Annotated in this window: 14 protein-coding genes; 2 read left to right on the top strand and 12 right to left on the bottom strand. The window is 44.7% G+C overall.

The features are described 5' to 3' along the window. Nucleotides 1–9: 9 nt before the first annotated feature. From YH65_RS07460 to ade, 7 genes are all read right to left on the bottom strand, one after another. Entirely contained in the window at nucleotides 10–1578 is a 1569-nt protein-coding gene (locus YH65_RS07460; RefSeq protein WP_223156727.1) for a SpoIIE family protein phosphatase, read from the bottom strand. Between the two features lie 151 nt (nucleotides 1579–1729). Next, complete coding sequence (locus tag YH65_RS07465) at nucleotides 1730–2086, bottom strand: ATP-binding protein (protein ID WP_046551326.1); 357 nt, start codon at nucleotides 2084–2086, stop codon at nucleotides 1730–1732. Beyond that, nucleotides 2083–2382: an STAS domain-containing protein gene (locus tag YH65_RS07470; RefSeq protein ID WP_046551327.1), complete on the bottom strand. Its 300-nt coding sequence runs from the start codon at nucleotides 2380–2382 to the stop codon at nucleotides 2083–2085. The genes YH65_RS07465 and YH65_RS07470 overlap by 4 nt, the downstream gene beginning before the upstream one ends. Next, on the bottom strand, nucleotides 2379–3818 hold the full coding sequence (locus YH65_RS07475) for an ATP-binding protein (protein ID WP_046551328.1): 1440 nt from the start codon (nucleotides 3816–3818) through the stop codon (nucleotides 2379–2381). The genes YH65_RS07470 and YH65_RS07475 overlap by 4 nt, the downstream gene beginning before the upstream one ends. Before the next feature lie 126 nt (nucleotides 3819–3944). Next, nucleotides 3945–4568, bottom strand: a complete 624-nt coding sequence (locus YH65_RS11280; protein ID WP_052746136.1) for a phosphatase PAP2 family protein — start codon at nucleotides 4566–4568, stop codon at nucleotides 3945–3947. Between the two features lie 83 nt (nucleotides 4569–4651). Beyond that, a complete protein-coding gene (locus YH65_RS07485) occupies nucleotides 4652–5935 on the bottom strand; it encodes an NCS2 family permease (protein WP_046551329.1) in 1284 nt (427 codons plus the stop codon). Between the two features lie 2 nt (nucleotides 5936–5937). Further along, nucleotides 5938–7539: an adenine deaminase gene (gene ade, locus YH65_RS07490; RefSeq protein WP_046551330.1), complete on the bottom strand. Its 1602-nt coding sequence runs from the start codon at nucleotides 7537–7539 to the stop codon at nucleotides 5938–5940. A gap of 61 nt (nucleotides 7540–7600) precedes the next feature. Here ade and YH65_RS07495 point away from each other — a divergent pair, with 61 nt between their 5' ends. Next, nucleotides 7601–7954: a thioredoxin family protein gene (locus YH65_RS07495; RefSeq protein WP_046551331.1), complete on the top strand. Its 354-nt coding sequence runs from the start codon at nucleotides 7601–7603 to the stop codon at nucleotides 7952–7954. A gap of 27 nt (nucleotides 7955–7981) precedes the next feature. Here the strand turns inward: YH65_RS07495 and YH65_RS07500 are convergent, their stop codons facing one another. Further along, nucleotides 7982–9862: a TRAP transporter large permease subunit gene (locus tag YH65_RS07500; protein WP_342666049.1), complete on the bottom strand. Its 1881-nt coding sequence runs from the start codon at nucleotides 9860–9862 to the stop codon at nucleotides 7982–7984. A 73-nt stretch (nucleotides 9863–9935) separates the two neighbouring features. Beyond that, entirely contained in the window at nucleotides 9936–10730 is a 795-nt protein-coding gene (locus tag YH65_RS07505) for a hypothetical protein (RefSeq protein WP_046551332.1), read from the bottom strand. Between the two features lie 56 nt (nucleotides 10731–10786). On the opposite strand from YH65_RS07505, the gene YH65_RS07510 reads away from it, so the two are divergent. Further along, nucleotides 10787–11251 (top strand): META domain-containing protein, encoded by a 465-nt coding sequence (locus YH65_RS07510; RefSeq protein WP_046551333.1) that lies wholly within the window; start codon nucleotides 10787–10789, stop codon nucleotides 11249–11251. Nucleotides 11252–11368: 117 nt separating this feature from the next. Here the strand turns inward: YH65_RS07510 and YH65_RS07515 are convergent, their stop codons facing one another. The 3 genes from YH65_RS07515 to YH65_RS07525 all read right to left on the bottom strand — a co-directional run bounded on the left by YH65_RS07515 (nucleotide 11369) and on the right by YH65_RS07525 (nucleotide 14494). Next, nucleotides 11369–12826 (bottom strand): Mur ligase family protein, encoded by a 1458-nt coding sequence (locus tag YH65_RS07515; RefSeq protein ID WP_046551334.1) that lies wholly within the window; start codon nucleotides 12824–12826, stop codon nucleotides 11369–11371. Further along, a complete protein-coding gene (locus tag YH65_RS07520) occupies nucleotides 12823–13554 on the bottom strand; it encodes an alpha/beta fold hydrolase (RefSeq protein ID WP_046551335.1) in 732 nt (243 codons plus the stop codon). The genes YH65_RS07515 and YH65_RS07520 overlap by 4 nt, the downstream gene beginning before the upstream one ends. Before the next feature lie 73 nt (nucleotides 13555–13627). Beyond that, nucleotides 13628–14494 carry a L,D-transpeptidase family protein gene (locus YH65_RS07525; RefSeq protein WP_052746137.1) on the bottom strand — a complete coding sequence of 289 codons (867 nt, stop codon included), beginning with the start codon at nucleotides 14492–14494 and terminating at the stop codon, nucleotides 13628–13630. Between the last annotated feature and the right edge of the window lie 9 nt (nucleotides 14495–14503).

Raw genomic sequence — 14503 nt, forward strand, 5'->3', positions numbered from 1 at the left:
ATAGTCCTTTCAAGTTTCACCGATATTCTTTATAATCCTGAATTCCAAAATAGTAATATCATCATTTGGTGGATTGTTTTCGATAAATCCACCAATACTTTCCAATAAATATTTCAAACTGAATTCCCTCTCCAGACTTTTCGCCACCCTATCTATACCGAACATCTCCTGCTTACTGTTCTCTGCTTCCGTTACACCATCGGTAAAACAGATAAGCTGAAATGGATCTTTCATTGTCATGATATTGTTGTCATATACTGTATTACTAAAAGTATTAACAGGAGGATGGATATTACTGATGGGGGAAAACAACCGATCAGTTTTTACAATGAAGCCAGGGTGTCCTGCATTACAGAACGTCAATGTATGTGTCTTGAAATCATATTTGATAACCAAAAGTGTAACGAACATGCCATTGCTGCTCATCTCCAAAAGCTTACTGTTTGTCAGGGTTATGATCTCTGCGGGGTCATCTGTTGTGTCGATTGCATTTTTCAAAAGTATCTGTGTCGCCATCATGAACAAAGCGGCAGGGATGCCTTTTCCGGAGACATCTCCAACATAGAAAATGATACTCTTATCCAACTCTTTATAGCCATAAAGATCTCCTCCAACTTTTTTTGCCGCTTTTAAATATGAATGTAGCTCAAACCTGTCTGTTTCAATATTTTTATGTACCGGCAAAAAACTCATTTGTATTTTTCTGGCCAGTTCGAGATCGTTCCTGAGCTTGGTTTTCTTTACGATATCTTTTTTAAATTGTTTCAATATGATGAAGATCATCAGCAGTATGAGCAGAATGTCAATAATCACTATAACGATAAATTTTTGTTTAAGTTCAAAAAGTGACCGATACAAAAAAGCATTGTTCAGGAAAGTCATAATTTTAAAATCACTGTAAGGCATTGTCGAATAGTAAAGCGTAAATTCCTCATCCCCAATATTGACCGTATAAATACCTCTGTCTGTTTCAAGTATATGTGGAATTGCATTTAAAAGTGTCTCTGAATGTACATTTTTGGCATAGGTGATTGCAGTTTGTTTCATTGCATATTTATCATCGGGGTGAGAGAGTAAAAATCCGTTTTTATCCAATACAAATACAAAATGTTCTTTGGAAAATGTCATTTTTTGAATTTTTAGAGACAATACATCTATCTTTATATCTGCCGTTATAACCCCTGAAAAATGATCATACTTGTCTAACATGGGATAGGAAAAAGTACTCATAAAAACCTCCCCTCCTCCTTCGTCAAAATAAGGTTTGCTCCACTCACCTTTTTTTGACTCTCTGACTTTTGTATACCAGTTCTGATGAAGATAGTCATATGCCGGAGGCAACAGCCACTTTTCTTTGACTGTGGCATTGTTTTCATAATAGTATTTACAATAGAGCCCGTTTAATGAAGAGGAAGGGTCAATCGCCAGTGCACTTCCATATACATTCGGATTGTTTTTGACATGTTTTTTTAAAAAAGGTAAAACAGCTATGTATTCATGGGGGTGCAGCTTTAGCATATAGGAAGCTTCCTTGGTAAACGCAGAAGCATCTTCCAAATACTGTTTTATTTCTGACATGATTTCAGTATTTATATGGGAGGCCTTCTGCTTCGCAGACCTTGTCAATTCACTGCCACCCACATCTTGAATAAAATACAACGAGAAGAGCAACAGTGGTATGGTAATGACTAAAATATAGAAAATAACTTTTTTCTGTATCCTGTCCAGTTTAAATCGTGAGTTTATAAATACTTTTGCCATTTTGATGCCGGTAACTAAACGTTTCAGTCATTGACTCAACCAAAAACAGTCCCAGCCCTCCCTCTCGTAACTCTGCAATATCTTTTTGATCCGGTTTCTTTACAGTAAGGTCAAAACTATCAGACAGATACTCCAGATCTATCTCTATCTGTTTTGAATGCCTGATAGTCAATGAAAATTCCTTTGCCTCTGTATATTTGAACATATTGGTTACCAACTCTTCGGTAACCAGCCTGACCTTATAGCACAGATCATCACTTAGTGTATGTTTCGCACAGAACTCTTCCAAATAACGATCAACTGCATCGATCGATGTGAAATTCATTCTATCTCTTTTAAAAAAGTCAAAAAACCCGAGACTTGAAAAATCTCTTTTACCGTTCCGTGCGCTCCTTTTAAAAAACACTCTTTATCGTTCTCCTGTGCCAGTTTTGCACATTTCAGAATGACTTGCAGGCCTGCCGAACTGATATAGTCCAGATCACTGACATCGATCACAATATCACGATCGATATCTACCAGCTTTTTATCTACGGTTTCTTTTGCCTCATCCGCATTCATGGCATCGAGCCTGTGACTCAAAATGACAAAAAAGCTCTCATCTTTTTGTATCTCTATCATACTGCTTTCCTTTTTTCATTTGAGATATACTCCACCAGTGCTTTGGCCCTGTCAGCATAGATCTCGACTTTTGACTCATCAATATCCTGAGGTAAAAACTCATACACCAGCACATCTTTACCCTCCACAAAAGAGGGCAGTATGCCGGAGAAGAAAAACTTTTCATCTTCCGCCTGCAAGACCAGTCTTTCAACATTCTGATCTTCTATGACGATATAAAGCAATATCACTTCCGCTTTCATCCTGAACAGAAGGTTGAAGAATGCTTCCTTGATATAACTTATATTGTCTTTGCCTATCTCTGTGACAAAAATTGAACCTAGTTCAAAATTTGGAGCGTATGAACTTTTAACTATACCATTTTCTCTAAGATTGCATTCTTCCTTTTGAAATGAATAGTCCAGTTTCAAATCTCTATAGATCGCTTCTATCACCTCTCTATGTTTAGCCGGAACAGACAAAACCCTTTTTCTATTCTTCAGCGGCAGGTAGTAGTACATGCAGCTACCCCTTTGGGAAGAGTCGGCTTCAATCTTTTTGAATTTTTTTACAGGCGAAACACCAAAACCCATTCCTACAGGCACAGCACCGAGGGCTTCATTGGTTTTTTGGGAAAAAAGATGCACTGTCACAGGCTTGGACATAATACCTTCAAGCCCCAGTTCTTTGCCAATTTCCTGGGTTTTAACACGTATCTTTTTCATTAAGCCAAGCCCTCTGTACTTTGGCACTACAACTGCCTGTCCTATCTCCGCCACACTTCCGAGGTCTTCTCTTTCCAGCGCATAATGCCCGGCGATCCTGTCTCTTTTTGTATCGTACGCAACGACCGAGACCAACTGCCCGCTTTCATTGAGCGAGATGATCCTCTCCGGGAAATAAAGATCCTCATTGGGGTAACTGTATCCATACGCTTCATAAATAATCTGGGAGATCTCCATAGCCCATCTCTCTTCAAACTGTTTGATCACGATGTCATCGATGGAGGCTTCAAAATTCTCATCCTCTTCTGTTTCAGGCAGGGTGTATATCGCCTGCTGGGGCAGTTCAAAATAGAGTTTGAATTCCCTGCCCTCTTTTCCATGATTAAGCCACTCAGCCTTATGACTGAATTTTTTAATCAGAAGCAACTCTAGTGTCTGAGTATCTATCGACTTGAGGCCATCTGCTGTTGTTTGGGGGAAAGTTATATCGATAGGCAAACCGCTGTCAATGAACGAGAGGATAAAGTATCTTTCACTGATCTCTATGGATATCTCTATATCACCCTCTTCATCCCTGTAGGAATTCCGGAGTATATAGACAAATGCTTCTTCGGCACACAACTCGATCTTGTCCTGGATCTGCCGGACGTCAAAAACTTCACTGCTCACATTGACAAAGCTGTTCAGCAGGGGTAAAAACTTTTTATAGCTCGGGATGATCAATTTTAACATTCTGTACCACCTTTTCCCAGATAAGCTCCGCACCTTCTTTATCAAATCTATAGAGAATCTTTTTCATAAGGAATTATCCCTCTTCTCATTTATACTTATGATATCAATATTGACCTGACAGCAACCTCAATCACCCTTTATCCCTTCAAAAAAATAGCGATGCATCCATACAGCGGTCATGATGCCGACAAAGGCGCCAAACAGCACATCACTGGGATAATGTGCGGTCACAACCACCCGGCTTGCGCCGACCATCAATGCAAGAAACATAAAAAGAGGCATAGTGTGTTTATACAAAAACCCTAAAGCGGTAAAAAAAGAAAATGCTCTTATGGTATGATCGGACGGTGTAGAGTTCAATACCCATTTTGTAGTAAAAAAGTGCAACCCGTATTCACCATGTTCAAAGAACATTATGGGCCTGTAACGCCCAAGCAGATACTTGAATCCCTCACCTATCATAATGGCAACAGTGACAGTAATAATGATATAAAAAAGTTTTTTTGTGCTTTTTTTCCTTATGCCCGGATCAACGATGACGATATATCCAAAAGCACACAAAAGAGCAATATTGACATAGAGCAATGAAGCCAGTACCGAGATCTGCTTCCCAATCGATTCTGCTGCTTTACCCAGCATATGGTGATGCATCCAAAGATCGATATTTCTATCGAAAAATAGAAACAGGATCACATAAAGTGCAGCCGTTGCAAGTGTGGTGTAAATAATTTTTTCTCTTGTGTTTTTCATTTTCCTTTCCCTCTTCCTATAAAATATTTCTCTATATCGTAAAGTATTACCACACCAAGCAGTTCTTGATAAATCTCTCTTTTCTACAAGAAGAAAAAAAGAAGAATAGCAATTCCCGCCAAGGCTATCATTCCCTTGCTGATCTCTTGCATCTCTCCATTCATTACTTTCACTGCTACATAGACCAAAGCTCCAAGCATCAAACCATCCGTGATCGAATAGGTCATGGGCATCCCCAGGACGGTAAAGAAAGTACTGTACTGCATAGCCGGATCATCGTAGTTGATGGAGCGCAATTCGGAGAACATCATCGTACCTACCAGTATCAGAACCGGGTAGATGGCGAAGGAGGGAATGGCTTTGAAGAACGGCAAGGCAAACAGGGGCAGGATGAACAGCAGCGCCGTCACCAATGCCGTCAGTCCGGTACGGCCTCCTGCTTCTACTCCGGCGGCACTCTCGATGAACGGTGTTGTGCTGGTCACCCCGGCAAAACCACTTAGAAAGGTTCCTGCCGCATCAGCTTCAATACTCTTTTCAAGTGCCACAGAGCGTTTCCCTTCGAAAAGCCCGGCCCTCAGGCCAAGCCCCGTCAATGTTCCTATCGTATCGAAGATATCGGTAATCAGGAAGGTTAGCAGTACCGGAACCATCGACAACTTCAGCACCTCCATGATATCCATTTTGAACAGAATGGGAGACATCGATGCCGGCATGGAAATAAAACTTTTGGGCAACTCAGAAATACCCAGCAGCCATGCCAACACTGTCGTAGCCGCGATAGAGACAATGAAAGCGCCCTGCACCTTTCGCAACAGCAGAAACAGTGCCAGAAGCAGGGAAAATATCCCCATCAGTACCGGTGCCTCATTTAGCTTCCCGAGTGTGACCAGTGTCGCATCACTCTTGACGATGATATGCAGCTGTTCCAGCCCGATAAATGAAATAAACGCACCGATACCCGCACTGACAGCCCGCTTGAAATCCATCGGCATCGTCTCGATGAGCCAGCGCCGAAGCGGGGTCATTGTCACCAATACATACAGCGTACTGGAGACCACTTCCACACCCAGCGCCGTCTGCCAGGTCATCCCCATTCCTTTGACCAATCCAAAAGTGAAGAAGGCATTGAGTCCCATCCCGACACTCATGGCTACAGGGGTATTGGACCAGAAAGCATTGATAAGTGTGGCAAGAATCGTCATTACTGCCGTTGCGGTCACCAAAGCATCATAAGGTATATCCGCTTCACTCATGATGGCTGCATTGACCGGAATGATGTAGAGCATGGCAAGAAACGTACTGACTCCGGCTATCACTTCTGTTTTAACATCAGTTCCATGCTCTTTGAGTTTGAAAAATCCCATATCTATCTCCTGCAGGAATCTATAAAATGAAAGCTGCGTCCATCAAACAACCCTTTGTCGCTTAGTTTGAGTTCAGGAATGACCAGAAGTGCCATGAAAGAGAGTGTCATGAAAGGTGCGCTTAGAGGCGAAGCGAAATCTTCCCGTACCATCCTGTCAAGATCAGCGTAACGATTTGCCACTTCAAAACCGTCTTTGTCACTCATTAACCCCGCAATCGGAAGACTCAGAACTTCAATTTCTTCTTCTGTTACTGCACAGATCCCGCCCCGGTTCCCGATGATTGTATTGACCGCTTTGGCGATGAGCGTATCACTGCACCCTACCGCAATGATATTGTGAGAATCATGCGCCACACTTGAGGCAATGGCACCTTTCTTGAGACCGAACCCATGCACGTACGCTACAGCCGGCTTTGCATCTTCATAACGGTTGACCACCGTGATCTTCAGTATATCTTCGGCTTTTCCTGAAGCGGCATTGACGATCTCCTCCTCTGTCATCAGTGAGTGGTCAATGGCATGGATCACTTCCGTCTGTGCACACCAATCTAAAGCAAATTCTTTTGCTTGTTTCAATCCAGTATGAAAATGGTTGGGAGTTTCCACAGTAACGGAATCGATCAGCGGTTTCTTTCCTCTGGCGACGATCTCTCCATCGATAACCGTTTGAAGGACATTAAAATCTTTCAGGTCTTCTACTACAATGAAATCAGCCGCATCCCCAAGTCTCAGCAACCCGACTTCAAGCCCGTAATGCTCAACAGGATTGACCGAAGCGATCTTGAGCACATCAAAGAGGTCATACCCTTTGGCGACCGCCCGTCTGACATGCCCGTCAATGTGCTCTCTGGCAAGATCATTGGGATGCCGATCGTCTGAACAGAACATCAGTTTGTCCGGATAGTCGGGAATGAGCGGTGCAAGCGCTTCAAAATTCTTGGCTGCCGAACCTTCCCTAATCAGTATCTTCATCCCCTTCTGCAGCTTTTCCAGCCCCTCTTCATAACTGAATGCTTCATGGTCAGTCTCAATACCTGCCTCAATATATTTCGTCAGCGCATCCCCCCTCAGTCCCGGGGCATGTCCGTCAATGCGTTTATGCAGTGTTTTTGCCTTTGCGATCTTGGCAAGCATATCAGGGTCACCGTTGATCACACCGGGAAAATTCATCACTTCGGAAAGATACTTGATCTGCGGCATTTTCAACAGGCTTTCTACCTCGTCGGCTCCCAGTGTCGCACCGCTGGTCTCGAATGTTGTAGCTGGCACACAGGGAGAAGCGCCAAAATAGAATTTGAACGGTGTCATTTCACTGTTGTCCCGCATATATTTAACACCCGGAATACCAAGAACATTGGCGATCTCATGCGGATCTGACATGGTAGCAACCGTACCGTGACAGACGGCAAGACGCGCAAATTCACTGGGAGGAAGCATAGAGCTCTCGATGTGTATGTGCGCATCAACAAATCCGGGAAGTATGTAGGTATCACAAGGTGTATCAATTCTTTCTACGGAAGCGATCTTTCCTTTTTCAACTCTGACCTTTGCAGGGAATATCTCCCGTTTGAAAATATCTACATAATTGCTTTTAATCTCCATCTTCTCTCCTTATCTCTTAATAAATTATAGCATGTAATGAAAAGAAAGCTATACTTTTACCATGGAACTTACAGATAAAAACTACGAAACGATCATCAAGAACAATGAAAAGCCCGTTTTCATTGACTTCTACTCCCCTACCTGCGGGCCATGCCAGATGCTGATGCAGCTGATAGACGAGAGACTGGAGAAGTATGGGGAGGAAAACGGAATTCCTGTTGTAAAGTGTGATGTAAGCAAAAACCCGAAACTGGCTTCCGCATTCAAGATAGAGTCCGTACCCTTCACTATTGTGGTGATGCCTGACGGGAAACTCAAGTACCCAGAACTGGGACTGAAAAACGAAACATATTATTTTGAACTGATAGACAAACTGGCGGGCAGAGGATCGTTCTTTAGTCGTTTGTTCACTTGACGATCCACGGATTGATCAATATGCTCATCACTTTCCAAAAAGGTAAATCAGGTCGGGAAAGAGAACGATGATCCCCAGTGCCACGACCTGCAAGATAATGAACGGGACCACGCCACGGTAGATCGCAGCCGTGGTCACTTTATCGCCTGCGGCACCCTTCAGATAGAAAAGTGCGAAACCGAATGGTGGTGTCAAAAAGGATGCCTGAAGGTTCATCGCAATGAGAATGGCGAACCAGACAGGGTCTATGCCAAAGCTTGCCACAATGGGTACAAGTATCGGTACGACCACAAAAGCGATCTCGATGAAATCGATAAAAAATCCAAGCAGGAAGATTACCATCATTGCAATGAGTATAAAGGTCCATTTGCTGCCCACATCTCCGGTAAAAAATTGCAAAGCCATATCACCGCCGCCCAGTTCATTGAAGACCAGAGAAAATGCCGTCGCCCCAATGAGGATCATGAAGATCATCGCTGTGAGTTTGACAGTTTCTACAGCAGCATAGCGTACCAGCTCAAAATCCAGCACACGGTTATAGGCTGCCAATGCAAATGCACCCAGCACACCAATGGCTGCAGACTCGGTTGGCGATGCAATACCGGCAAAGATAGACCCCAACACTGCTGCAATGAGCAGCAGCGGCGGAAGGATGGCTTTGAAAGCCGCTTTGGCCACTGTTTTGTAGGGTTCATCCGAAATGATGGCGGGTGCCGCTTCTTTCCTCAAGAACGCGAAGATCAGAATGTACAGGATGTAAAGAATGATCAGCAGAATACCGGGAACAACAGCTGCCTTGAAAAGATCGCCCACAGAGAGATGCATTTGATCACCAAGGACGATGAGCACAATGGAAGGAGGAATAAGCTGGCCAAGTGTTCCCGAAGCAGCGATACTCCCGGAAGCCAGTGCAGGTGAATAGTTATGCTTCAGCATCAGCGGCAGTGCGATGAGACTCATCATCACCACCGATGCCCCTACGATACCGGTACTGGCAGCCAATATCGCACCCACCAGAACCACGGAGATCGCCAAGCCGCCGCGTACGGAACCAAAAAGTTTTCCCATCGAGCTCAGCAGGTTCTCCGCCATTTTGGACTTTTCCAGTATCAGCCCCATCAGGATGAAAAGCGGTACAGCCATCAGTGTAATATTTCCCATAATGCCGTAGGTCCGATACGGCAGCATTTCCAGGACATGCAGACCCACTTCATCGGAAATCATCGCAAAAAAGAGCGCCACACCACCAAAGACAAAAGCGACCTGAAAACCAAGCATCAGGAGTACCAGTGCCATAGCAAACATCAAAAAGACCGGGTCGAACCAGAATGCCATACGGTTGTACCAGGCAAGATAGACCATAGCTCCCAATACAGCCACGACAGCGAGGACACGCCATAGTTTGCTTTTGCTCTCCAACTGATGCCAGGCTTTGAGCACTTCACTGACAGCCTGCAAAATGAGCAGAACAAATGCGAGAACAAGTACCGCTTTGATGACCCACCGGCTTCCCAAACCTCCCGGATCGGGAGAGACTTCATGCTGCAGGAAACTCTGATACGCCATATCGAAGGCATCCGAGACGAACAGCAAGGAAAAGGGAATGACCAGCAACAGCATCGAGAGTATCTGTACAACTGCTTTGGTATCACGTGAATAGCGTTCGAAGAAGATGTCCACCCGCACATGCTTGTCATGCTTTAGTGCATAGGAGAGCCCCAGCAGGAAAACAATATCGAAAAGATGCCACTCCACTTCCTGCAGGGCAATGGAACCGGCAGAGAAAAGATAGCGCATCATTGCATCGTAGGCGACCAGCAAAGAGAGCGCTACGACAAGAACCGCTGCTATGAGTCCTGCGTATTTGGAAATTCTATCCAGATAGTAACTAAAATCAAACTGCATCATAGAGATCATATCCTTTCTTAAAACAGCGAAATTATAACGTATTTAGGGTTATTAGAGGTGCCCGTACTTCAAACTATTTCCAGTACGTATCCAGACGAACGTTCCACCCTCTTCTCCAACGTTCTTCACCCCGCGCAGGAGGAGAGTTCTTTATGCGGCGGGAGAGCATCGCTTTGGCGGAGTCGGCAAAGGCTTTATATTTGTTTGGATTCTTCTCGTCAAGATGTTCCAGCACCTGAAACAGTCCCCAACCCTGCCCTTTGTAGCGTTCGATCTTGAGCGTTCCTTCTCCTTTGAAGTTGGTGTAGTCAAGCAGGATGTAGAGCCCTCTTTCATCTATCTTTCCGTTCTTTTTGTAGAGCATATGGTTGAAGCGGCGTTCTATCATCACTGCTTTTTTCGGGTCTTTTATTGTGCCAAGCATCTGGGGAAGTGCCTGTTTGAGGCGTTCTGTCATAAACTCTGCCTGTTGGGGCATGGTTCGCTTGAGGAAAGAAAAAAGTTCCGTGTACCGTTTCGTTTTTTGCTTTTTGGCCACAAAGAATTCAGCCTTTGTCTGCCAGGGGAGATCAGTATTTGGGTTCAGCCACTTTGGCATCTGCACACCCTTTTTCTGCATAAAAGCCACCACCATCGGGAACACTTCCCTGAAACGCTCAGTATGTCCTTTGGGAAACCAGATGAAATGCCCTATGCCAAGCGAAGCAAAATCCTCACCTTTGTTCCACCAGACAAGGTACTTGTCCTTGCCCGCCCCTTCATTCTGCCATACTTTTTTGGCTATGTAGTCTGCCTGCTGCTTTGTCAGATGGATCTCCGAAGAAAAAAGAGCCGTGGTTAACAAATAGATAAACAGTACCGTTCTCATACATACTCCATTAATCGAGATTTATTATACTATCGAAAAAATCAAGAGAGGTACTTATGTTCCCAAAAAAACTGCTTTTCATCTCTTTGATATCGACACTTTTTTTCGCCTCTGCAGATTCCATACCACTCAACAGCCTTGAAGGAAGCTGGATCCTTCGTACCATGGACGGATACAAAGTATTGTCTGCAAGAGCCATACTCGACTTCCATGCCAAACACAGAAAGATTGACGGATACGACGGATGCAACCGTATCGAAGGCAAACTCAAGCTCCATACGGACGATCGGTACTCTTCCAAACTGAAGACCTACCGTTACGAATGTCTCAACTCCACAAAACGCTTTGTCAGCACACGCCTCCACCAAGCCATAGGAGAAGGATTCATCATCCAAAAAGGCAAAATGAAAGATGAAGAGGGTATCGTTCTCAAAAGCGAACACCATACACTCTTTTTCAAAAAACTGGGTAAAAGCTCTATTATTGATCATATCAAAACCAAAATTCCAGGATTGAAATAAAAGCATCCGTGTAAGTTTGCTGTAGATTTGGTCGAACGGCGTGAGTGGAGAGAGGGAGCATACATTTCAGTATGTGACCGAACAAAACGAAGCCGTTCGGCCGAAGATGCAGTAAAATTACACGAAAGAAGGGGCGTCGTTGGCAAAGAGGATCAGATCTCCGGGCAACGTCTGCTCCACAAGCATACTCTCCATCTCACCCTTACTCGCAAGCTTCACCAGTTTCTCTGGGTCGACATGCTCTTTGAAAATAGCATAGTTCAAATCACCCGTCACTACTACCAGGTCAAAGACCTCATTGGCCCTTTTTGCCACCTGCACGTTCAGCTCGTCGTCCACTTCGACCAGGCCTGGTGTAATGACCACTTTTCTACCCTCATAGGTGGATGCGAGATCAAAAGATGCCATCATCCCGTCTATGTTTCCGTTAAAAGAGTCATCGAGAATGACCTTTCCTCCCGCATCCATACGCTGCAGCCTGTGATCGACCGCTTTGAGCGTGGAGAGTCCCTGCTGTATCTCTTCATCACTGAGGCCAAGCTTTTTAGCCACCAGTACGGCAGCAGCCAGGTTCATGGCATTGAAGGCACCCAGTATACTTGCCGAGTAGCGCACGCCGTTCAGTCTGAAAGAGGTGGCATCCAGGGTTGCTTCGACATCTTCTATGAGATATTCGGGCGCAGGAAGCCCGGTTTTCATGTCCAGGTTCTCCCCGGTACCGAATACATGGATGTTCTTTTCAGGTTTTACCATCGCACTTTCGTGGATCCATGCTTCTTTGAGACGGCCACTTCGGAGTATCTCCATTTTGGTGTTTCGGATGTTCTCCATGGTCCTAAAGTACTCGATATGCGCTGGGCCTATCTTGCCGACCACGACATACTGCGGGTTGACAAACGTGGTGATCTCGGCAATGTCACCCTCGCCTCTCGCACCCATTTCGACCACATAAACTTCCGTATCTTCAGGCAGGTCGTCATTGATATCTTTCATGACCCCGCCGAGCGTATTGACCGAACGCGGGGTAGCATAAGTCCTGTACTTTGCTTTAAGCAGATGCTCAATGTAGTTCTTGATGCTGGTTTTCCCGTAACTTGCAGTGATCCCAATTACCGTGAGATCTTTCATATCGTCTATCTTCTTCTGTGCTTTGACCTTAAAGCCGTGGAAGAGCATCTTTTCGATGAAGAGAGAGATGAAATAAGCCAGGAAGATGGGTATGAGCACTGCAAAATGGTTGAATGCAAAAATGACAAAGAGTGCCAAAAAGACCATCAAAGCATAAAAGCGTTTCACCCTGCCTGTCCATACCAGAGGCTTGTCCAGGCCTTTGTACCATCGGTAGAACAGTGCCAGATAGGCGATTACGACCACAAAACCGAATTGAGGCGCAGCATAACTTACCAGTATATACAGCACATAGGGAATCAGAAAATAGACAAAATGCCACCATGTCTTGGTATGGTGGAACATCACCCTTTCAAGTTTGTAGCTGTACCACTGAAGGTTGGTGATGGCGTAGTAACCCATCGCCAGAAGAAAAAGTGCATAAAAAAGATAGTTTACGATGATCATGAGTTGCCGTCCTTGCATTGGTCTGTAATGGTCTGAGCGATGAACGGTGCATGTTTCAGAAAGAAGAAGTGGTCACCCTCGAGCGGATAGAGCTGTGCGCCGGGGATCATACCTTGTATCTTCTCCGCCGTCCAGAGCGGTGTTGCGGTATCTGCCTTGCCCCAGAAGAGCAGTGCTTTGCCTGAAACCCTGGAAAAATTGTGTTCAAACTCTTCATTGACCACATTTTTGAATGTTTCGTACATCTCGTGGCTCATTCCCTCCACATCTTTGGAAGCGAACAGTTTGCGTATCCATGCGAATTTAAAAGGCTTGAGCATTTTAGTCAGGGCGATCTTGACTTTTACATCCATGGGTTTGGGAACGAGTATCCCCGAAGAGGAGAGCAGTACCAGACAGGGAGAGTTGAGCAGTGTCGAAACCTTCCCGCCGAAAGAGTGTCCCATGGCGATCTTGACTTTTACATTCAAGGCATCGAGAAAAAGCTGTACGATGGCGGCATAGTCTTCTGTCGTAAGCACCATATCATTGCTGCTCTTCCCGAACCCGGGCATATCAAGGTAAATGTGTTTGTACCCGGACAGCTCTTTGCCGAATGCCTGTTTCATGATCTCTTTGTTGCTTCCCCAGCCGTGCAGAACCAGCAATACTTCTTCCTGTGAAGGATTTGCCAGCTCATACGAGAGTTGAAAAGCATGCCCTTTGTAGTCTATCTCTTTGGATGCCATAGTTCACCATTGTTTTGAATTGGAATATTTTAACATATTAATATGGAGAAATGTCATTATATACATCTATTTTCTACTCATCTGTTTCGTAGATACTGTAGCGTTTGTTCTTTACACCAATATGGGGCGGCAGATGTTCTGCTTCGAAATAGTCATATCCCTCCTTGAGATTTTCCCAGAAACTGTACCAGCGGTAGTGGGAATAGGCTGACATATTCTCTTTGGTCATACGGAAAGGATAAATGTGCACCTGCACCTTTTTCTGGCCTTTCTTCAGTGCTTCTTCCACCAGCGAATAAATCTCTTCTATCTTCTCATCGGTCATTGCGTAACAGCCTATGGAAACACAGTTACCATGTACCATCAGGTATGATCCGGTCCGTCCGTAGGCCCTGTCGTAGGCATTGGGATAACCAAGATTGAAAGAGAGATGGAACTTGCTGTTGGGATTAAGGCTGCTTCTGGTAACGCTGTAGAAGCCTTCAGGTGCCTGTCTGTCACCCTCTTTAAGCTTGGGACCTAGTCTGCCGGAGTAGGCACAGACCTTGTATGCTTTAAGAAATCGGTATGCTCCATCTTCCTTTATCCAAACATCCAGAATGGCTTCACGTTTGAAGATACGGATAAACACCGGATCTCCCGATTTGGCACCGGCAAGTACAAGGGCTTCCTCAAGGGGAACATCCCTGAATCTTTCTATGGGTACGTATGCTGTTTTATTTACTTCCTGTGCCATACGCCTAAGATCCTCTACGGTCATGGTGTAGTTTGTTTCCGGTATCGCTATTCCGTACTGCGGGAGTGTAAGGTTTTGTTCCAGAGGATGGATCTTTACCGGTTTTAGCCCTCCTTTGGGCGGATAAAGATAATAAAATATGAAAGAGACGAGAAGCAACAGCGTGACAAGGATATCGCCCAGTATCAGCCATGCCCTTGTCATCTTTTCATT

Origin of the sequence: Sulfurovum lithotrophicum, from assembly GCF_000987835.1 — a bacterium.
Taxonomy (GTDB): Bacteria; Campylobacterota; Campylobacteria; order Campylobacterales; family Sulfurovaceae; genus Sulfurovum; species Sulfurovum lithotrophicum.